Source organism: Nocardia sp. CDC160, assembly GCF_035818795.1.
In the GTDB taxonomy this organism is placed as follows: Bacteria; Actinomycetota; Actinomycetes; order Mycobacteriales; family Mycobacteriaceae; genus Nocardia.
Window position 1 is genome coordinate 1,515,332 of sequence record NZ_JAYKYT010000002.1, and the last position, 23,275, is coordinate 1,538,606.

At 69.6% G+C, this 23,275-nt stretch carries 4 protein-coding genes; all 4 read right to left on the minus strand.

What is annotated here, in order from left to right; genetic code table 11:
- Nucleotides 1–4 precede the first annotated feature (4 nt).
- A complete protein-coding gene (locus VMT40_RS14480; protein ID WP_326358497.1) occupies nucleotides 5–13,312 on the minus strand; it encodes an SDR family NAD(P)-dependent oxidoreductase in 13,308 nt (4,435 codons plus the stop codon).
- A 59-nt stretch (nucleotides 13,313–13,371) separates the two neighbouring features.
- Nucleotides 13,372–14,769 carry an aminotransferase class I/II-fold pyridoxal phosphate-dependent enzyme gene (locus VMT40_RS14485; RefSeq protein WP_326358498.1) on the minus strand — a complete coding sequence of 466 codons (1,398 nt, stop codon included), beginning with the start codon at nucleotides 14,767–14,769 and terminating at the stop codon, nucleotides 13,372–13,374.
- A complete protein-coding gene (locus VMT40_RS14490) occupies nucleotides 14,766–21,125 on the minus strand; it encodes a type I polyketide synthase (RefSeq protein WP_326358499.1) in 6,360 nt (2,119 codons plus the stop codon). Before VMT40_RS14490 ends, VMT40_RS14485 begins: the two co-directional genes overlap by 4 nt.
- 557 nt (nucleotides 21,126–21,682) lie before the next feature.
- Entirely contained in the window at nucleotides 21,683–23,194 is a 1,512-nt protein-coding gene (locus VMT40_RS14495; protein WP_326358500.1) for an MFS transporter, read from the minus strand.
- Between the last annotated feature and the right edge of the window lie 81 nt (nucleotides 23,195–23,275).

The window sequence follows — 23,275 nt, forward strand, 5'->3', positions numbered from 1 at the left end:
AGATTCAGCTGAGGTGGTCGATGAAGTCGAAAAGCTCGCGATCGTCCGCGCTGTCGAGGTCGGAGCCAGCGGTGTGGCCGCCGGTTCCGTCGCCCTCGAGTTCGCGCAGCAACGCGGTCAATCGGCTTGCTATCTCGGACCGGTCGGCGGCCGACAGCTCGGCCGCGGCGAGGCCGCGGGCCAGCGAATCGACCTCGGCGGCAAGGCGTTGCGCGGGGTCTTCGACCGGCACGAGCTCGTGGCGGAGGTACCCGGCCAGGGCTTCGGGGGTCGGGTAGTCGAACATGGCGGTGGCCGACAAGTGCACTCCGACAGCCGATTTCAAGCGATTGCGGAATTCCATCACACCGAGTGAGTCGAATCCGATATCGCTGAACGGCTTGTCCGGCGGGGTCGAGTCGGCACCGCTGTGGCCCAGCACCACCGCGGCCTGGGTGCGGATGACGTCCAGAATCACGCGCTCCTGTTCGCTGACCGGAAGGTCGACCAATCGCTCCACCAAGGAATTCGAGCCCTTGCCGGGCTCGTGCACAGCGGTCGGCGCGGAAACCGTCGGGCGGCCAACGGGTCTGGCCACATCGCGCATGACCGCGCGCACTTCGCCGAGTTCGCTCCGGTCGAGCCGGATCGCCACGAATTCCGAGCGCCCACCCGCGAGTGCGGCGTCGAACAGTTCCATGCCGTGCGCCTCGTCCACCGGCAGCAGACCTTCGCGCCGTAGCCTCGCGAGGTCGGTCGCGGTGAGTGCGCTGGTCATTCCGCCGCTTTGGTCCCACGGTCCCCAGACCACCGAGGTGGCGGGCAGGCCGTTGCGGTGCCGGTGGCGGGCCAGCGCGTCGAGGAAGACATTGGCGGCCGCGTAGTTCGCCTGGCCCGGAGTGCCGAGGACACCCGCGATCGAGGAGTACAGCACGAAGGCCGACAGGTCCAGGTCCTTGGTCGCCTCGTGCAGGTTCCAGGCCGCATCCACCTTGGGGCGCAGCACCTTCGCGAACTGTTCCGGGGTCATGGAGGTGAACAGGCCGTCGGCGAGCACACCCGCGGCGTGCACGACGGCGGTCAACGGATGCTCCGCCGGAATCGCCGCCAGCATCGCGTCCAGGGCGGCTCGGTCGGCGGCATCGCAGGCGACCACATCCACCCGCGCGCCGAGCGCGGTGAGCTCGGCGGCGAGTTCGGCCGCGCCCGGCGCGTCCGGCCCCCGCCTGCCCGCCAGCACCAGGCTGCGCACGCCGTACTCGGTGACGAGATGCCGGGCGGTGACCGCGCCCAATCCGCCCGTGCCGCCGGTAATCAGCACGGTGCCCTCGGGCCGCACCGGCATCGGCACGGTGAGCACGTTCTTGCCGATGTGCCGGGCCTGGCTCAGGTACCGGTAGGCCTCCGGAGCCCGCCGCATGTCCCAGGCGAGGATCGGGTCGGGCGTCAAGGCTCCGGCCTCGAAAAGCTCGACCAGTGCGGAAAGAATCTCGTGCAGCCGATCCGGCCCCGCCTCCATCAGCATGAAGCTGCGGTAGTCCACACCCGGAAACCGGGCGGCCACCTCGGCCGGATCACGCCGGTCGATCATGCCCATCTCGACGAACCGGCCGCCGCGCGGCAGCAGCCGCAACGAGGCGTCGACGAATTCGCCCGCCAGCGAATCCAACACGATGTCCACGCCACGACCGTCGGTCTCGTCCAGGAACTTCTGCTCGAACTCCAAGGTGCGCGAATTGCCGATCACGGCATCCTCGAACCCCATCTCACGCAGCACATTCCACTTCTGCTCACTCGCGGTGACCAGCATCCGCAAACCCAGATGCCGCGCGAGCTGCACGGCCGCGAGCCCGACGCCACCGGTCGCGGCGTGCAGCAACAGCGTCTCGCCAGGTTGTGCGGCGGCCAGATCGACCAGGCCGTAGTACGCGGTCGCATAGACGATCGGAACGGCCGCGGCCCGGGTGAACGACCAGCCGTCGGGCATCCGCGCGAGCAGTCGGCGATCGACCACCGCCATCGATCCGGTACCCGGGATCAGCCCGAAAACCCGGTCACCGGGCGCGAATTCGGTGACGTCCGGTGCGACCTCCACGACGACACCGGCTCCCTCACCGCCGGGCCGAGCGTGCTTGTCGGGGTAGGTGCCCAGCGCCATCAGCACATCCCGGAAGTTGAGCCCAACCGCCCGCACACTCACCCGAACCTGCCCCGGTGCAAGCGGTTCCACCGCACCCGGACGCTCGCCGATGGCGAAATTGTCCGCGCTCAGAGTGCCCTTGCCGCGCAGGACGAGTTCCCATGCCGAGGCATTGCGCGATATAACGTCGAGACTGCTCGAATCACCGTGGTGCAGGCGCGGCGCATACGCGGTCGAAAGTCGAACGGCCTGTTGTGGTTCGTCATTCGTGGCCAAGGCCAATCCCACCGCGGCGCGATAGTCCTCCCACTCGTCGACATCGACCAGCAGAATCCGACCGGGGTTCTCACTCTGCGCGGTCCGCAGCAAACCCCAAGCCGCTGCGGCGGACAGATCCACCGCCTCGTCCGGATGCACCGCGACCGCCCGGTTGGTTACCACGACAATGCGCCGGTCCTGCGATAGCAGCCGCTGCACCCGCGCGGACAGTGCGGTAACCGAATCGCGCACCGCCGAGGGAGGATCACGGTCGATGACCACTGAATCGCGGTGCCGCAATGTTTCCGACCCAGGCGCGGCGAGCCGAACGACGGTCAGTTCTTGCCCCGCGATCGTCGCCTGTTCACCGTCCTCGCCGGAGGTCCACACCGCGTGGAGGTCACGGTCGACCGCTGTCAGTGCTACCCAGTCCATCTCGTAGCCAAGGCCTTCGGCGCGACGCGGCGAAGTGCCGAGTGTCCCCGCCGACATGCTGCGCAGCGTCAGGGCCTGCACCTCTGCCACCGCCATCCCGGTCGGATCGGCAAGGGTGACGGCGATCGGCGCGCTGTCCGCTCCGTCGCCTGTCCTGGCGACCCGGACTCGCAAGGCTGTCGCGCCCGTTGCGTACAGTGCCAGGTTCTCCCACGAGAACGGGACTGCGATTTGACCGGGCTCGGTGTCAGGGGCCAGGCCGCCGAGCAGGATCGCGTGCAGCGCGGCGTCCAGGAGTGCCGGGTGGACAGCGAATCTCGTGCCGTCCGAGCCTGCGGACTCAGGCAGCGCGATCTCGGCGAACACCTCGCCGTCGCGCATCCAGAGGGCGGTCAGTCCGCGGAAGGCGGGCCCGTATTCATAGCCGTGCTCGGACAACTCCGTGTAGGCGTTGTCGATCGCGATCGGCGTGGCACCGGGTGGCGGCCAACTCGTGAGGTCGGAGGCGGCCACGGGTGTGGTCGCCCCAGCGGTGATCGTCGCGACCGCGTGGCGAATCCACTGTGCCGCATCGGCACTGGATCGCGAGTACATCGATACGGTCCGAGCTCCGGTCTCGTCGGGGCCGCTCGCCACCACGCGCAGGTCGACCGCCTCGGCGTCCGGCAGCGGCAGCGGCGCTTCGATCACCAATTCCGCCAGTCGCGAGCAATCGACCATCGCGCCCACGGACAGGGCCAACTCCACGAGGGCCGCGCCGGGCAGCAGTACTACCCCGGCAACGGCATGGTCGGCCAGCCAGGAATGGGCAGCGCGCGACAGCCTTCCGGTGAACACCACGTCGTCGGATTCCGGCACCCGCACCATCGCGCTCAGCAGCGGGTGTCCGGCTTCGTCCAGACCCGATTGCCACGCGGTCGGCGCGTCTACCGGCCGAGCCCAGTAGCGCCGATGCTCGAATGCATAGGTGGGCAAGGTGATCCGATGGGTGAGCCGATCCGAATAGAGCGGCGTCCAGTCCACATCCACGCCGACCACGGCGGCCTGCGCGAGGGCGGACACGAATTGCGCCGCCTCCTCACCGGTACGCCGGGCCGTCGCGATCACCGTCGATTTGGCCTCGACGGCAGGGGTTTCGGCCAGGCATTGCCGAGTCATGGCAGCCAGCACCGCATCCGGGCCGATCTCCACGAATCGCCGCGCACCCGCCTTTACCAGGGCCTCGATTCCGGGGGCGAAGCGGACGCAATCCCGTACCTGCCGAACCCAGTACTCGGGATCGGTCATCTCGGCCGCGACCACGTCCGCCGAGAGGTTCGACACGATCGGCAGCAGCGGTTCCCGGTACGTCAACCCCATTGCGAGAGAGCGGAACTCGTCGAGCATGGGTTCCATCAGGACCGAGTGGAAGGCGTGGCTGACTCGAAGCCGTGAGGTTTTCACCCCTTCTCCGGCAAGCCGGGCACCGATATCGTCGATCGCCGACGCTGTTCCCGACAGCACCGCCGACGACGGGCCGTTGATCGCGGCCAGTGACACCTGGCCGCTGTATGCGGCGAGCAGCTCTGTCACCCGGGCTTCCGGTACCGCGACCGCGAGCATCGCACCGCCCTCCGGCAGTGCGCCCATCAATCGGCCGCGTGCCGCGACGAGCGCACACGCATCCGAGAGTGACCACACACCCGCCAGATACGCCGCCGCCAGTTCACCGATCGAATGCCCGATCAGCAGATCCGGTGTGACACCGAAGGATTCGAGCATCCGGAACAATGCGATCTCGAACGCGAACAATGCCGGTTGCGTGAATTCGGTCCGGTCCAGCACGCCCTCGGGGTCGGCGAACATCAGGTCTTTCAACGGCCGACCCAACAGCAGGTCGAACTCGGCGCAGACCTCGTCCAGAGCGGCCGCGAACACCGGGAACGCCTCATACAGACCGGCACCCATACCAACCCGCTGTGCGCCCTGGCCGGTGAACAGGAACGCGATCTTCCCGGTTCCCGCGATCCCTTCGATGCTGCCCGGCGCACGGGCGACTAGATCGGCGAGACCGTCCAGCAACTCGTCTCGATCTCGCCCGACAACGACGGCGCGGTGGTCCAGTGCGGCCCGTCCCTCCACCAATGTCCTTGCCACCGACCAGATGTCGGCCTCAGGACGGTCGGCCAGCCAGTCCCGCAGCCGCGACGCCTGCGCCCGCAGGCTCTCGTCCGACTTGGCCGAAACCAGCCACGGCACCACGCTAGCGTCGGAATCCGCGGGGCCCGTGGCACTCTCGCGCGTCGAGAGTGCCGGTGCCTCCTCGAGGATCACGTGCGCGTTGGTGCCGCTGATGCCGAACGAGGACACTCCGGCCCGCCGGACCCGCTCGCCCGCCGACCACGCCTGGGATTCGGTCAGTACCCGGACCGATCCGGCCGACCAATCCACGTGCGGCGACAGATCGTCCGCGTGCAAGGTCTTGGGCAGCAGTTCGTGCCGCAGGGCCTGCACCATCTTGATCACGCCGCCGACACCCGCGGCCGCTTGCGAATGACCGATATTCGATTTGAGGGAGCCGAGCAAGAGCGGCTCGCCCGCCCGGTCCTGCCCGTAGGTGGCGAGCAGCGCCTGTGCCTCGATCGGATCGCCGAGAGTCGTTCCCGTGCCGTGTGCTTCGACGGCATCCACGTCGCGCGGGCGCAGTCCGGCGTTCGCCAGCGCCGAAACGATGACCCGCTGCTGTGCGGGGCCGTTCGGCGCGGTCAGGCCATTGCTCGCGCCGTCCTGATTGACCGCGCTGCCGCGCACCACCGCCAGCACCTCGTGGCCCAGGCGGCGCGCGTCGGACAGGCGCTCGACCACCAGTACCGCCGCGCCCTCGGACCAGGCGACACCGTCGGCCGCGGCCGAGAAGGACTTGCACCGGCCGTCGCGTGCCAGCCCGCGCTGGCGCGAGAACTCTTGGAACACCATGGGTGTCGCCATGACGGTCGCACCGCCGACCAGGGCCAGTGAGCTCTCGCCCTGGCGCAGCGCCTGGCAGGCCAGGTGCAGCGCCACCAGGGAGGACGAGCAGGCGGTGTCCACGGTCATCGCGGGACCTTCCAGCCCCAGGGCATAGGCGACCCGTCCGGACGCCACGCTGCCCAGGCCACCGGTGAGGCGATACCCCTCGACCCCGGGACCGGCCTGGCCCGCGACCGCTTCGTAGTCCTGGTACATGACGCCCGTGTAGACGCCGGTGTCGCTGCCGCGCAACGAGGTCGGGTCGATGCCCGCGTCTTCGAGGGCCTCCCAGGACACTTCCAGCAGCAGCCGCTGCTGCGGGTCCATCGCCGTCGCCTCGCGCGGGCCGATCCCGAAGAACGCCGGATCGAAATCGCCCGCGTTGTACAGGAATCCGCCGCGACGGGTGTAGACGGTCCCGGGCTTGTCCGGGTCCGGGTCGAACAACCGCTCCAGGTCCCAGCCGCGGTCGGCGGGGAAGTCGCCGGTGCCGTCGGTTCCGGAGGCGACGAGATCCCAGAGCGCGTCCGGTGATTCGACGCCGCCGGGGAATCGGCAGGCCATGCCCACGATCGCGATGGGCTCGTCGGCACGGACGCGACGTGATACCCGGGCCGTCGCGGGATCGGCCTGCGCGCCCTCGAGAGTGGACCGCAGCAGCGCGGCGACCGCCGCGGCCGTCGGATGGTCGAAGACCAGCGTGGACGGCAGGCGCACGCCGGTGGCCTTGGACAGCCGGTTGCGGAACTCCACACCGCCGAGCGAGTCGAATCCCAGTGCGTCGAAACGCGCGCCGGGGTCGATATCGTCGGCGGACTCATGGCCGAGGACGGCCGCCGCGTGCTCCCGGACCAGGGTCAGCACGACCTCGGCGCGCTGCCCCTCGGGGACCAGGCTCAGGCGGGCCGCCAGCGAACTCGAGGCGGCCGCGGGCCGCTCGCCGACGCGCGGCAGGAATCCGCGCAGCACCGTGGGCGCGGTGCCGTCGCGGGCTTCGCGTCGCAGGTGGGCCGGGTCGAACCGGATCGCGGTCAGGTGCGCGGCGGCGCTGCCGACGGCCGCGTCGAACAGCCGCAGGCCCTCGTCATTCGCCAGGGGTTGCAGTCCGAGCCGCTCCCAGCGCGCGCGGGCACTGCGATCCAGGCCGCCGGTCATGCCGCTGGCCGAGTTCCAGGGACCCCAGGCCACCGACAGGGCGGGCAGCCCGGCCGCGCGGCGACGGTGCGCGAGCGCGTCGAGGAAGGCATTGGCCGCCGCGTAATTGCCTTGCCCCGCAGATCCGATCGTGGCGGCGACGGAGGAGAACAGCACGAAGGCCGACAGATCGCGGTCACGGGTGAGTTCGTGCAGATGCCAGGCGGCCTCCGCCTTCGGAACGAACACGCGCCGCAGCTGCTCGGCGGTCAGGCCCGCGAGGGTGCCGTCGTCGAGCACACCCGCCGCGTGGATGACGGCGGTCAGCGGGTGCTGCTCCGGTATCGAATCCAGCAGGGAACCCAGCGCTGCGCGATCGGCCACATCGCAGGCCGCGACGCGAACGGCGGCTCCGGCCGCAGTCAGTTCGGATACCAGTTCTGTTGTCCCCTCGGCGGTTTCGCCGCGTCGGGATACCAACAGCAGGTGGCGGACGCCGTGCACGGTGACCAGATGCCGGGCCAGCAGTGCACCGAGGCCACTGGTGCCGCCCGTGATCAGGACAGTGCCGCCGCCGAAGGACGGCGTCGGCTCTGGGTCTAGTTCGGCCCGCGCGCGGACCAGGCGCGGAATGAGCAGTGCCCCGGCACGCACGGCGGCCTGCGGTTCGCCCGTCGCGAGCACGGCTCCGATCGGTAGCGAATCATTCGGGGACGCAAGGGCCGATGGATCGGCGTCGATGAGAATGAATCGGCCAGGATATTCCGACTGTGCGGTGCGCATCAGGCCCCACACGGCCGCGGCGGCGAGGTCCGTTGTCTCGCCGGGTAGTTCGGCACCACCTGTGGTCACCACGACCAAACGGGTGTCGGCCAGGCGATCTTCGGCCACCCACGCCCGCACCGTCGCCAGCATCGTTTCCAGGTGGCCGCGCACGGCCGCCGGGTCCTCGCCGTCGACACCGTGTTCCGGACGCCACACCACGAACTCCGGAATCTGTTGTGTATCAGCGAGTTCCGAAAGGCTCGGCACACACGTCTCGATTCCGGCCACCGGCTCCGGACCCAGGACGGCCGTCCGGTCCGTCGGCACGCTCGGTGTCGTCGCCGCCGTGGGCGTCCAGTGCATCTCGTACAGGTCCGCGGCCTGCGCTCCCACCGTGTCGCGGAGCTGCTTCACGTCATAGGGCCGCATGACCACCGCGTCGACCGAGACCACCGGCTGGCCCGAATCGTCCACCGCGGCGGCGGAAATCGTCTCCACACCGCTCACGGTGGCGATGACGCGCAGGGTTGTCGGCGTGGTGAGCGGCCGGTGCAGTCGCACTCCGCCCCAGCGGAACAGCAGGAGGCCGGTATTCGGGTCGCCGTCCTGATCACGCCAGAGCAGCTCGGCCAGCCCGGTGTGCAATACCTGGTCGAGCAGGGCCGGATGGATATCGAATCGTTCCGGTCCGGGCGCGGCGGCCGTGTTCAGGGCGATCTCGGAAAACACTGTGTCACCGCGTCGCCAGGCGGCGGCGACACCGGTGAACGCCGGGCCGTACTCGAGCCCGGACACGGTCGCGATTCGCTCGGGAATCTCTGCGGGATCCAGGGTTTCGGCATCGAGCGGCGGCCAGTCCTCGTCCCGCAGCCGATCGAGGAGCGCGTTCTCGTCGTGCTGCGCGGGAGCCAGCACACCGCTGGCATTGCGCACCCAGTCGCCCGCCTGGCGGAAGTAGAAGGTGAACGGTCGTCGCCCGGCCGGGTCCGGCTCCCGCACCGATACCTGAAGTTCGACCTCACCGTCCTCCGACGGCGGCACCGGAGCCTCCAGGGTCAGCTCCTCGAGGACACCGCACCCGATCCGGTCGCCCGCGACGAGCAGGAATTCGGCAAGGGCCGCGCTCGGCAGCACCGCGGTGCCGTAGGCGAGGTGATCGGCGATCCACGGGTCGGTCGCCAGGGAGAACCGGCCGGTGCAGACGAACTCGTCCTTCCCGGCCACGGGCACCACGCCGGTGAGCAGCGGGTGCGCCCCGGTGACGGCGGAGACTTCGGGATGCGGCGGCAGCCAGAAGCGCTGATGTTGGAAGGCATACGTGGGCAGGGGAACTCGGCGCACCGCGCGAGGGAGCAGGGGCGTCCAATCCACGCGCGCGCCCGAGACGTGGGCGCGTGCCAGCAGGGTCAGGAACTGTTGTGGCTCATCATGATCCCGGCGGGCGGCGGCGGCCACCACCGACCCGGCATCCTCCGGAAGGGTCTGCCGGGTCATGGCCGCCAGGACCGCGTCGGGTCCGACTTCCAGGAATCTACGCACGCCCGAGGCGGCCAAGGTCTCGATTCCGGGCGCGAATCGCACAGCGGCCCGCACCTGCCGAACCCAGTATTCGGGCGCCAATATCTCGTCTCCGGCGAGCCGACCGGACACATTCGAAACGATCGGCAGGCGCGGCCGACGGTAGGTCAAATCCCCTGCCACGGACTCGAATTCGGCCAGCATCGGTTCCATTCGATGGGAGTGGAAGGAGTGGCTGACCCGCAATCGCGTCGTCTTCGCACCGCGCTCGGCGAATCGGGCCTCCAGCTCGCCGATCGCGTCCTCGTCACCCGAGACCACCAGTGCCGCGGGCGCGTTCACCGCCGCGATCGACACCCGCCCCGCATACCCGTCGACGGCATCGGTGACCTCGGCCTCGGTGGCGGAGATGGCCAGCATCGCACCGCCCTCGGGCAGCGCACCCATGAGGCGGCCACGGGCCGCCACCAATCGGCACGCGTCCTCGAGCGACCACAGGCCCGCGACATACGCGGCGGCGATCTCACCGATCGAATGACCGATCACCGCATCCGGGGTGAGGCCGAAGGACTCCAGCAGGCGATACAGCGCCACCTCGAAGGCGAACAGCGCGGGCTGGGTGAACTCGGTCCGATCCAGCAGCGCGGCATCGGAAGCGCCGCCGAACATGAGTTCTCGCAGCGAACATCCCAATGTCGCATCGAACCGAGCGCACACCGTATCCAAGGCGTCCGCGAACACCGGGAACGCCTCGTACAGGCCCACGCCCATACCGATCCGCTGGGCACCCTGGCCGGTGAACAGGAAGGCCGTTCGCCCCTTCCCGGCCGTGCCCGTCACGACCCCGGCGTCGGTTCCCGATGCCGCGAGATCGGCCAGGTGCCGCAACAACTCGCCTCGATCGCGGCCGAGAATCACACTCCGCGAATCCAAGTGCGCCCGCGCCGTCGCCAGCGCGTGGGCGGCCGCCGCTATATCGATCTCGGGCCGCTCCGACAACCACGCGTGTAGTCGAGCCGCCTGCGCCCGCAGGCCCGCTTCGCCCTTGCCCGACACCAGCAGTGGGACGGCCGGGCCGGTGCTGTCGTCGAACTCCGCGGCGGCCGGTACCGGCGCGGCGGGAGCCTCCTCGAGAATCACATGGGCATTGGTGCCGCTGATCCCGAACGACGACACGCCCGCCCGCCGCACGCGCTCCCCGGCGCTCCACGGTTCCGCCTCGGTCAACAGCCGTACCGCGCCCGCGGCCCAATCCACGTGCGGGGACGGCGTTTCGGCGTGCAGCGTGCGCGGCAATCGCTCGTGCCGCAGCGCCTGCACCATCTTGATCACCCCGGCCACCCCGGCGGCGGCCACGGCGTGCCCGATATTCGACTTCACCGACCCGATCCGCAGCGGCTCCCGGTCGCCGCGCTCCTGTCCGTAGGCGGCGATGAGGGCCTGCGCTTCGATCGGATCGCCCAGGGCCGTACCGGTTCCGTGGGCCTCCACGACATCCACATCGCGCGCGGCGAGGCCCGCATTGGCGAGGGCCTGCGCGATCACCCGCTCCTGCGACGGACCGTTCGGCGCGGTCAGGCCGTTGCTCGCACCGTCCTGGTTCACGGCGCTACCGCGAATGACGGCCAGGATATTGTGGCCTCGTCTGCGGGCCTCCGAAAGCCGCTCCAGGACAAGCACACCCGAGCCCTCGGACCAGGCCACACCGTCGGCGTCGGCCGAGAAGGGCTTGCAGCGGCCGTCCGGGGACAGGCCGCGCTGGCGGGCGAAGTCCACGAACAGGTACGGGCTGGCCGCGACGGTCACGCCACCGGCGAGCACCAGCGAGCTGTCACCCTGCCGCAGCGCCTGGCACGCCAGGTGCAGGGCCACCAGCGAGGAGGAGCAGGCCGTGTCCACCGTGACGGCGGGGCCCTCCAGGCCGAAAACGTAGGCGACACGGCCCGAGATGACGCTGTGCGAGGTGCCGGTCAGCCGGAAACCCTCCAGCTCACCGGTCACGCGGCGCGAATAACCCGACGAGCAGGCACCGGCGAAGACGCCGGTATCGCTGCCCCGCAGGGTCGTCGGGTCGATGCCCGCGTCTTCGAGCGCCTCCCAGGCGGTTTCGAGGAACAGCCGCTGCTGTGGATCCATGGCGGAGGCTTCACGCGGGCTGATGCCGAAGAAGCCCGGATCGAAATCGCCTGCGTTGCCGAGGAATCCGCCGTGGCGGGTGTAGACCGTTCCAGGCTTGTCCGGGTCTGGGTCGAACAGCCGGTCCAGATCCCACCCGCGATCAGTGGGGAATTCACTGATGACGTCCCGCCCCGCGGCCACCAGGTCCCACAGCTCCTCGGCGGAGCCCACTCCGCCGGGGAACCGGGCACCGATGCCGACAATGGCGATGGGCTCGTCCACGCTCGTCCGCCGCAGCGCCCGATGCTTGCGCTCGTCCGCCCCGGTGACACGCGCCTCGAGCAGTGCCGCAACAGCATTCGGCGTCGGATGATCGAAGACCAGGGCTGCGGGCAACTGCACACCGGTGGCCCGGATCAGTCGATTCCGCAGCTCCACGCCGCTGACCGAATCGATGCCGAACTCGGTGAACGGCTGGTCGGGCTCGATCGATCGGGCGGATTCGTGGCCCAGTACGGCGGCGGTGTGCTCGCGCACGATGTCGAGAACAACCGTGTCCCACTGGAATTCGGGAGTCGTCGCGAGCCTGCGCGCGAGCGGTCCCGCCTCCCCGGCGTCGGTCTGCCCGAAGGCTTCCTCCGGCAGGTCGACCAGGGACCCGCCGTGGACCAGCGCGGCCGGACGCACATCGAAACCGGCGCAGTAGCCCTGTGCCAATGCCGCCAGCAACCGTTGTGGGCCGCCCTCATCGCGCCGCAGCGATCCGACGACCGAGACATCCTCGCCCGCCCCGGCCGCCTCGGCGATCGCGGCAATGTCCATCGCGAGCACCGGATGGGCACCGACCTCGATGAATCCGGTGATGCCGTCGGCGATCAATGCCGTCACGGCCTCGGCGAACCGAATCGACTCCCGCTCCGCGCGATACCAGTAGTCGGCGTCCAGTCCGGCCGTATCGAGCCGCTCGGCCACGATCGTGGACAGGAACGGCACCGCCGCGGAGCGCGGGCGAATCGACGCCAGATCCGAGCGCAGCCGCTCCCGGATGCTCTCCACCGCGGGCGAGTGCGACGCGTAGTCGATCGCGACCCGGCGCGCCCACACGCCCTCGCGGGCCCGGTCGGCGAGGAACTCCTCGAGCGCCGACACCTCGCCCGACACGACGCAGTGCGCCGGGCCGTTCACCGCCGCCAGCGACAGCCGATCCGTGTACGCCGCAAGACGTTCCCGCACGGAATCCACGTCGAGGCCGACCGAGACCATGCCGCCGTGCCCGGCCAGTTCCTCGGCCAGCGCCCGCGACCGCAGCGCCACCACCCGTGCCGCGTCGGACAGCGACAGCCCACCGGCCACGCAGGCGGCGGCGATTTCACCGTGTGAATGACCGATCACCACGTCCGGCTCCACACCGGCCGCCCGCCACTTTCCGGCCAGCGCGACCATCACCGCGAACAGCGCGGGCTGCACCACATCCACCCGGTCCAGCGCCGGTGCGTCGACGTCACCACGCAGCACCGCCGTGAGCGACCAGTCCACGTACGGTGCCAGCGCGGCTTCGCATTCCGCGATCGACTCCGCGAAGGCCTCGTCCGCCTCGAGCAGTTCGCGCGCCATTCCCCGCCACTGGGCACCGTTCCCCGGGAAAACGAACGCCACCCGCCGCCGCTCGGCTCGCTCCAGGGCGGGCTCGATCGCCACGGCGGGAGCGGCCGGATCGGCCGGGTCGGCCAGCGCCGCCAGACCGGCCAGCAGCTCCGCCCGGTTCCGCCCGACAATGCGTGCGCGCCACGGCATTCGGTCCGACGCGGCGATCAGCGACCGCGCCACGTCGACCACATCCAGCTCCGGATGGCGCAGCAGCCACTCGCACAGCCGGGCGGCCCGCACGCCAATGTCACTCGCGCTGCGCGCCGACACCACCCACGGAACACCACCCGGCATTTCGAAGGGCATGCCACCGGTCGCGATGTCGGTCACTGAACTCCTCGGTCAACTGGTCGAACTTCGGTACCCCCCTTGTGGACACGCTGCCGCGCTCAGACCGCGGCCGCGTGCTCCGGTATCTGTTCCGCCGCGGCAATGGTCTCCGCCAGCAGGTCGGCGGTTGAGATGAGCTGTGCCTCGGTGTGTTCCGAGGTGACGAAGAACCGGAGCCGCTCCTTGCCGACCGGCACCGCCGGGGCGGAGATCGCGCCCGCGTACACCCCGCGCTGCAGCAGCGTCGCCGAGACGAATCCGGCCCGCATCTCTCCGGGCACGATCACCGGGCAGATCGGGGTGCCCTCGGAGACGCCGAGATCGATGCCGCGATCCCGCAGTGCGGTGTTGAACAGCTTGGTGTTGTCCCACAACCGGGCGACCCGCTCCGGCTCGTCGATGAGCACCTCGAGCCCGGCCAGCGCGGCCGAAATCGTGGACGGGGCAGGGCCGCCGGTGAGCATGGCGACACCCGGGGCGCTCGCCTTCATCGCCCGAATGAGGTCGGCGTCGGCCGCGATGAAACCGCCGCAGCTGCCCAGCGCCTTCGACAGCGTGCCCATCCAGATATCGACGTCCGAGCCCGCCATGCCGAGGTGCTCACGCATACCGAAGCCGTGCGCGCCGAACACACCGAACGAATGCGCCTCGTCGACCATGACCGCGCAGTCGTATTCCCGTGCGATGGCCGCCAATTCGTCGACCCGGCCCACCGTGCCGTCCATGCTGTAGTGACCCTCGATCACCACCAGCGCCCGATCGAAGCCGGAGCGCGACATGCGCAGCACCGAACGCAGCGACTCGGGATCGTTGTGCCGGAAGTTGATTCGGCGGCATCCGGCCCACTGCGTACCGGAGACGACGCTGCCGTGGATGAGCGCGTCGCAGATGGCGACGTCGCGCTCGCCCAGCAGGAATCCGATGACGCCCGCATTGGTCAGGTAGCCGCTCGTGGTCACCATCGCATCGCCGACCTGGTAGATGTCGGCCAGTCGCCGCTCCAGTTCGCCGTAGAGCGGAATCTCGCCCGCCACAATGCGACTGGCCGCGGCCGACGCACCGTATTGGTCGAGTCCGCGTTTGGCCCCCTCGACCACCCGGGGGTGGTTGGCCAGCCCCAGGTAGTTGTAGGCGCTGAAGTTCACCAGCTCGGCGTCCGCCGCCCGGATCACCGTGTCATTGGGGCTGTTTCGCGGCAGGAACAGCGGGTTCGCCATGCCGGACTGCTCGGTGAGCGCGTCGATGGCCGTCCACTTCCGCACGGCGGCGGCCACTTCCGGATGATCGGCGAACTGCCGCCCCGGGCCGCGACGCACCTTGGGAGCCGACGTGGCGGCCGCCGGGGCGGCGGCACGCTGCGCCGCACCCGCCGACGGGGTCGACACCTTCGCCGCCGAGGGTGCTGCGGCATTGCCCGCCAAGAGTTTCCGTGCCAGGTCCCGTGCCGACTCGCTCATGCGATCACCCCGGCCTGCTGGGCTCCGGCCGCCGAAGTACCCGCGACGAAGAACTCGGCGACCTGCGCACCCGCCTGCTCGAGGGTGAACGTGCGCCCCAGTTTCAGCGCCGTCAGGTCCACCCCGAGCGCCCGGGTCACCAGGGCGCTGAACTCGACCGCCATCAGGGAGTCGAGGCCAAGCTCCGGCACCGGCACGGTCAGATCGATCGAGTCCGCGGCGACACCCATCACCACCGCCATCTGCTCGGCGAGCATGTGCGCGACCACGTCCTTGCGCTTGGCCTCATCGAGCTCGCGCAGCGCCGAAACCAGCTGCGAGGCGGCCGAATCGTCCTCGGCCGAGGCCGCGATCTGCTCCATCATCCGGCCGGTCCGCGCGAAGTGCGGGCCACCGGCGACGACCTTGCCCCAGTCGATGGGGATGATCGCGGCGTGGTGGTGCAGGCCGAGTGTCAGTGCGGCCTCCAGGAATTCGGTGCCCTCGTCCATGTCGACGGTGTCGAATCCGGTGGCGATCAGGTAGTGCGCCAGGTTCTCGTCGGCCTCGGCCATACCGCCGCCGGACATGTGGCCCCAGCCGACGGACAGCGCGTTCCCGCCGCGGCGGACGATCCGGTCGGCCACGGCGTTGAGGGCGATATTCGCCGCGGTGTAGGAGTACTGGCCGATGCCGCCGAAGATCGCGCTGCCCGAGGAGAACAGCACGAACATGTCGAGTTCGGCTCCGGCGGTGTCGATTCCGTGCACCAGCGCGCGCACGCCGTCGATCTTCGGGCCGTACACCGAGGCCAGGCTGTCGCGGTCCATCACGGCAATGCGCTTGTCGTCCACGATGCCCGCGGTGTGGAACACGCCCTTCAAGGGGTGCTCCGGGCTGTGCGCGCGACCGACGACCTCGGCCATGGCGGCCGCGTCGGTGACGTCGACCCGTTCGGTGACGACCTCGACGCCCATCTCCGCCCAGGCCGCCAACTGTCGCCGGGCCGACTCGGTGCGTGCGCCGCCGCGGCCCAGCAGGGTCAGATGCGTCGCACCCTTGCCGACCAGCCAGCGGCCAATGGCCAGGCCGAAGCCGCCGAAGCCACCGGTGATCAGGTACCGCGCGGCGGGATCGACGGTGACCTCCGGAATCCGCGGACGCACCAGCGGCGCTTCGCTTTCCAGGCTCAGCACGATGCGCCCGAGCTGGCTCGAGCGGGCGACGTCCTCGAATGCCCGTGCCACGTCATTGGTTTCGTACAGCTCGTAGGGCAGTCGCCGGTAGGTGCCCGCGTCCAGCTTGGCATTGACCCGCTGCCCCAGCTCCACGGTCGCCTTGCGCCGCTTGGCCAGCATTCGATCCAGGTCGAAGGAGTGGTAGGAGACGTTCTTGTCGAAGTGCCGCATGTCGAGCATGCCGCCGGTGTAGATGTCGGCCTTGCCGATCTCCACGATGCGCCCGAATTCGGCCACGGCCTTGAAGTTGTGCCGCAGGATCTCGCCGGGCGCGGTGCTGATCACCACGTCCGCGCCGCGTCCGTCGGTGAGCGCGAGCACGTCGTCGGCGAAGTTCAGCGACCGCGAGTCGAGCACGTGATCCGCGCCCTGGGCGAGCACGTAGGCGCGGCGCTCGTCGGTGCTGGCCGTGCCGATCACCGTGGCGCCGTGGCGCTTCGCGATCTGCACCGCGGCCGCGCCGACACCGCCCGCCGCGCCGTGCACCAGCACGGTCTCGCCCGCCTCCAGCCGGGCCAGCTCCAGCAGCGAGTGCTCGGAGGTGGAGAAGGCGGTATTGCTGCTGCAATGGCCGGGCTCGGTGTCGGCGGCGACGGGGAACAGCAGATCGCGGGAGGTGGTGTGGAAGCGGCTCATCAGGCCCTTCGACACCAGCAGCACCGGGTCGCCGACGGCGATATCGGTGACGCCCTCGCCCACCCGGACGACCGTGCCCATGCCCTCCATGCCCGGCACCGTGTCGAAGAACGTTCCGGCCAGGTCTCGTTCGTCGAGCACGCCGAGCACCTTGAGCGGGTCCTTGTAGTTGAGGCCGATGGCCCGCATCCGCACCTCGACCTCGCCCGCCTCCGGGGCGCGGCGATCGCAGCGACGCCAGCCGAGCCGGGAGAGCACCCGCGACTTGGGGACCTCCAGGGTGAAGTTGGCCTCGGGATCGGTCAGCGGGGTCGCCTGATCCAGCGCGTCGATCCGGCCGGGCAGCGAGGATTCGACCACCGTCACCCAGCGCAGGCCATTGCGCAGGAACACCTCGTCGGAATTGTCGTAGGTGAACGCGCCCGGGATGGCGAGCTCGGCCGCGAGATCGGCGTCGGTGACCTCGGATTCGACATCGACGAGCCGCCAGCGCAGCCGCAGCTGCTCATTGAGCAGCACCCGGCGCGCGCCCGCCAGCGCGGCGTGGCTCGGGTTCGGCGCGGCGTCGCCGTCGGGATGCGCGAAGGCCTGTTCGGTGAGCAGGGTGACGTGGATCGACCCGTCGCCGGTCATCGGGGTCTCCGCGCCGCGCTCGTCCAGCCACGCGTTGAGGAACTCCTCGGCGGCGACGGCCAGGCGGCGCAGTGTCCACAGGTTGTCCAGGTCGGAGAACTCCGAACCGGCCACGAACACCACGTGCAGGCGCTCGATCCCGTCCAGCCGGGCGGCGGCCCAAAGCCGTTCGCGCAGTGTTTCTTCCAGGTCGCCGCGCGCCGGGTCACCGACCGCGAGGACCTCCGCGTGGGCGGCCGTGCGGGCCACCTGCGCGGCGCGCTCCCCGGGCGCGGAACCCAGCTCGACGACCAGCGTGAACGCGGTCTCGGCGGCGGGCAGTTCCGCGACGTCGACCGGATCCCGCAGCTCCCAGCGGTCTTCGTAGAAGAAGTCCGACATGCGTTGCAGCGCACCGAGTCCGGGCGAGATCGAGCCGAAACGCATGCCGAGGATCTGCAGGACGACATTGTGCTCAGCGTCGAGCAGGGCGATATCGGCGGTGGGCTGCGCGGCATCAGAGGTCTCGAGGCGCGCCACCACCGTCACCTCGTCCGGCACGGCCGCGAACGCCCGCACCCCGGCGACGCCGACCGGCACCATGGCACCGTCACCCGAGCTACCGGTGCCCGCCAGTAGCGCGGCAATGCTCTGCAGTGCGGCGTCCACGACAGCGGGATGCGCGAAATGACCGGAGTCGCGGGCGATCCCGCCGTCCAAGGTCGACACGACCGTGGTGCCGGAGACCCGCACCGAGGTCGCGCGCTGGAACGCGGGTCCGTACTGGAGGCCGCGGGCCGCCAGACCGGTGTAGAACTCGGCCGGATCGACCTCGAGCATCTCCTCGACATCGGGCACCTCGACCTTGGTCGGCTCGAACACGCCGGTGATCAGTCGCCCGGTGGCGTGGACGGTCCAGACCGTGCCCGCCACGCCCCGCGAGCGAATGGTGAACCGGTCCGTGGACTCCTCCACGCGCAGCTCGACGATCGGGGCCTCGCCCTCGTCGATGACGAGCGGCGCGACGAACGCCACGTCCGCCACGGCCGCGCGGGCGGAATCCGTGCGCAGGGCCACCGCGCTCAGCGCGGCATCCAAATACGCCGCGCCGGGCAGGATTCGAGCCCCGCCGACCACGTGATCGTCCAGCCACGGCAGCGACGCGACGCTCAGCTGCTTCGTCCAGACCGTCGAGGGATTGTCCAGATCGGGGTCCCCGAGCATGGGGTAGGAGCCCGGGGTGCCCTGGCGGCGCTGCTGGAACTCACGAATCTCATTGCGCAGGTGGGTGCGCTGCCACGGGTAGCGCGGCAGGCCGATGTGCGGGGTGACCGGAGTCCCCGCGAACAGGGCGTCGATGTCCAGCACACCCGCGATGTAGAGCCCGGCGATGGTCTGCCGAATGCTGTCCGCGTCCGCCTGCTTCCGGTTGAGGGTGGCGACGGTGGTGCCGGTCTCGCCCGCGTCGAGCAGGATCTCGCGAATGTTCGCGCCCAGCACGGGATGCGGGCCGACCTCGAGGAAAACCCGGCTGCCCGTGCCGACCAGGGCGGTGATCGCGTCGGCGAAGCGGACCGGCCTGCGGACGTTCGCGCACCAGTACTCGGCGTCCCATTCCGCCGTCGTGACCCGTGCGCCGGTGACCGTCGAATACAGCGGGAGGCTGGGCTTCGAGACCGCGAGATCGGCCAGCACCGTGCGCAATTCGTCGAGGATCGGGTCCATCAGATAGCTGTGATAGGGCACCTCGACGCGTAGTCGCTTGGCGAAAATCCCTTGCTCGGTGAGGCTTTCGGCGATCCGGTCGAGTCGCTCCTCGGCACCGGCCAGCGTCACCGCGGTGGGGCTGTTGATCGCGGCGACATCGATGCTGTCGTCGCCGTCGATCAGCTCCCGGGCGGCCGTCTCGGACAGTCCGACCGCGAGCATGCCGCCGGAACCGGCGGTGGTGGCCTGCAGGCGCGCCCGGTGGTAGCTGACCAGCAGGGCGTCACGCAGGGAGAGCATTCCGGTGACGTAGGCCGCGGACACCTCGCCCACGCTGTGGCCGACCACGGCGGCGGGCCGCACGCCGAGCTCGCGGAGCAGGGCGAACAGGGCGACCTGCACCAGGAAGTTGGCGGGCTGTGCGACCGCGGTATCGGTGACTCGCGACTGCTCCTCGGGCCGCAGCAGCTCTGCCACGATGGACCAGCCGGAGATCTCCTGGAACACGGCGTCGATGCGGGCGGCCTCCTCGGCGAAAGTGCCACCGGCCTGGAGCAATTCGCGGCCCATGGCCCACCACTGCGGGCCCATACCGGTGAACACGAACACCGGCTCGGCGACCTTGCCACCCACGACCTTGGTCGCGCCGCGCCCGGACCCGGTGGCGAATTCCACCAGGGCACTGACCAATTCGGTGTCGTCACCGAAGGTCACCGCGGTGCGGATCGGATGATGCTGGCGGCGGGTCCACGCGGCCTCGGCCAGATGGCCCGGATCGGCTCCGTCGGCGATCAGTTCGGCGAAGCGCCGGGCCAGATCGCGGGTGGCCTGCTCGGAGCGCGCCGAGATCGGCAGCACGCCGAAGTGTTTCGGCTCGTGCTCGGACACCGGGGCCGCGTACTCCTGCAGGATCGCGTGCGCGTTGGTGCCGCCGTAGCCGAATCCATTGACCGCCACCGTCATTCGCTCGACCTCGGGGCCGACCGGCTGCAGCTCCAGCTGCAGCTTGATGCCGAGCTCGTCGAACGGGATGTCGGGATTGGGCGTCTCCAGCCAGCCCTGCGGGGCGATGGTGCGCTTCGAGATGGCGAGCGCGGATTTGATGACGCTCGCGATTCCGGACGCCGCCTCGGTGTGACCCAGCTGCGCCTTCACCGAGCCGACGCCGAGCGGCGCGGTGCGGCCCGGGACCGCGCCGTAGGCCCGGCCGATCGCCCGCAACTCCAGGGGATCCCCGACCGGGGTTCCGGTGCCGTGCGCCTCGACGTAGGTGACCTCGTGCGGCTCGATGCCCGCCCGGCGGGTCACCGCCTTCGCCAGTTCCTCCTGCATATCGGCATTGGGCACGGTGATCGCGGTGGTGCGCCCGTCCTGGTTCGACCCGGTCGCCTTGATCACCGCGTAGACCCGGTCGCCGTCGCGCTCGGCGTCGGCCAGCTTCTTCAGCACCACCATGCCCGCGCCCTCACCGCGGCCGTAGCCGTCGGCCGAGATGTCGAAGGGCTTGCTGCGGCCGTCGGCGGCCAGGAAGCCGCCCTTGCACATGGAGACGAACGGTTCCGGCTGCAGCAGCATGGTGACGCCGCCCGCCATGGCGACCTCGCAGTCGCCGTTCTCGATCGCCTGACACGCCAGGTGCAGGGCGACCAGCGAGGACGAGCACGCGGTGTCGACGGTGATCGCGGGCCCGATCAGGTTGAGCACGTACGCGATTCGGTTCGACAGCATGGTGTAGGACGCGCCGACGGCGGTGTGCATGTCCACGTGCGGCAGGGCGTCACCCGACACCGAGACGGCCAGCTGGTCCAGCGTGAACGCCCCGACGAACACACCGACCCGCGTGCCCGCGACGCGGGCCGCCACACCGGCGTCGTCCAAGGCTTCCCAGGCCACCTCGAGCACCACCCGCTGCTGCGGGTCCATGGAGGTCGCCTCGCGGGGCGAGATACCGAAGAAGTCGGGGTCGAATTCCCAAGGGTCGCCGGTCAGGAAGGCCGCGCGCTTGGTGTACATGCGGCCCGGGGTCCGCTTGTCGGGGTCGTAGTAGCGGCGGTAGTCCCATCGTTCCGCCGGGATGTCCACGACACCGTCGCGCTTGTCGGCGACGAAGTCCCAGAAGGATTCCGGTGAATCGATCCCACCCGCATAGCGGCAGCCGATACCGACAATGGCAATGTCAGACAAAGAGTCTCCTCGGTAAACTCGAATCCCCCCGAGAAGTGATATGCGGGAATACCCCGCGAGTGGGCTATGGCGCGGCGCCCCGCTCCGCTTCGCGCGCAACAACCTTCATTACCGGCAGCATCACACCGATATCACGCCGCATCACACGGCAAACGACCATCGAGGCCGGTTGATCCACGCCCGTCCCTTACCCTGCCCTGTCCGCCCTACGGCCGGACCGTCTTTCGCACCGATGGCGGACCTTACCCGGGTCCACTACCGGCCAGTAGATTACTTGACAGTACACAAGGACGCCCGTCCAGTCTTGTGGAATATTGCATTCGGCAAGCCATTGATTTGCGACCTCGCATCGCCTATGGTGTCGCACTCGACAACCGTTGCGGCCCAGCACGATTGGCTGAGACAGCTTCGATTCGACTGCGCGACAGCGAGCCTCGCACTACTCGAATAAAAGGGAATTCAATAGACATAAATACCGCCGAGGCCATTTGAGCCCCGGCGGTATCGGATGGTATGCGGCGAGCGCTTCTTCAGCGCCGCGGAATAGAGCGGGCGAATTACTTTCGACGGAACGCGAACACCGCCCACAGCAGCAGACCGAACAGCGCCGCGGCGACACCGATTCCGCAGACCAGGTTCCAGCCGCCCGTCTGATATGCCACGCCCGCCGTCACCGAACCCGCGACGCCGCCGAGGAAATAGGTGACCATATAGGCGGTGGTCAGGCGGCTGCGAGCGGCCGGGTCCAGGGCGTAGATGGCGCTCTGATTGCTCAGGTGCGAGCCCTGAATACCGAAGTCGAAGACCAGCAGCGCGGCAATCAACGCCACCACATTGTGGCCGCCCCACGCCACCAGCGCCCAACTCGACAGCAGCACAAGCCAGGTCAGGGTGGTCACCCGGCGCAGATGCCCACGGTCGGCCAGACGGCCCACCACGGGTGCGCCCAGCGCGCCCAGCACACCGGCCAGACCGAACAGGCCGATGGCGAATTCCGAATAGTGGTAGGAACTTCCGCGCGCACCCGCCAGCAGGAAGGCGACGGCGGTCCAAACCAGCGAAAAGCTGGCCATGACAAGGAAACCCAGCATCATGCGCTGCCGCAGCACCGCGTGGCGGCGAATGAGCCCCACGATCGAGGCCAGCACCTGCGAGTAGCTCTCCCCAGCCGCGGCGCGCGGCGTGGCGGGAGCGAGCACATACACGCTGATCGCCATCACCACCTGCAGCCCCGCCGCCACCACCAACACCGCACGCCACCCACCCAACTGCGCGACCGCACCGGCGAGCACGCGCGACAACAGAATCCCCAGCAGCAGCCCACTCATAACGGTCCCGACCACCTGCCCCCGCCGCTCCGGATGCGCCAGTGCCGAGGCCCACGGCACCACCACCTGCGCCGCCGACGCCGTCACACCCGTGGCGATGACACCCGCGAACAACACCGCAAAGTTCGGCGCAACCGCCGAAACCAGCAGTGCCACAACCGAAGCCACCAACAGCGCCGGAACCATCCGATGACGCCGCAGAAAGTCACCCAGCGGGACCAAGAAAGCCAAACCGCACAGATACCCGATCTGCGCCGCGCTGACCAGCAGCGCCGCGGTAGCCGTGGAGATCCGCAGATCCCCCGCCACCTCGTGCAAAAGCGGCTGCAAATAGTAGTTTCCGGCGGCGGACGACCCCGCCGTCACAGCGAACACGAGCACGGTAATCCGACTCAGCGCCGGAGTAACCGCAGGCCGAGCCTCCCCGGCGGCGTGCGATCCCCCAGCAGTACGGGAATCCTTTCCGCCCTGGATCTCCTCGGCAGCGCGGAACTCCTGCACGGCACGGAACTCCCCGGCGGCGCGGAACTCCTGTCCGGCGCGGGACTCCCTCGCGATGCGGAACTCTTGTCCGGCGCTGGACTGCCCGGCGGCGCGGAACTCCCCGGCGGCACTCGGGTCTCCGGCGGCGCGGAACTCCTGCACGGCACGGAACTCCTCGGAGGTGCTGGACTCCCCGGCGGCGTGGGGACTCTGGGTGGTCCGGGGATCCCCGGAGGTGCGGGGCGTGGAAATAGTCACGACTTCATGGTGGGCGTTCGTTGGGATCAGCAAAAGCGATGCTTTTTGATGCCGGTATCTGTCATGTAGATGGCAGCGTAG

Bases quoted from the DNA above. Each gene is read 5' to 3' on its own strand.
- VMT40_RS14485 (WP_326358498.1), bottom strand. From the start codon at position 14,769: ATGAGCGAGTCGGCACGGGACCTGGCACGGAAACTCTTGGCGGGCAAT.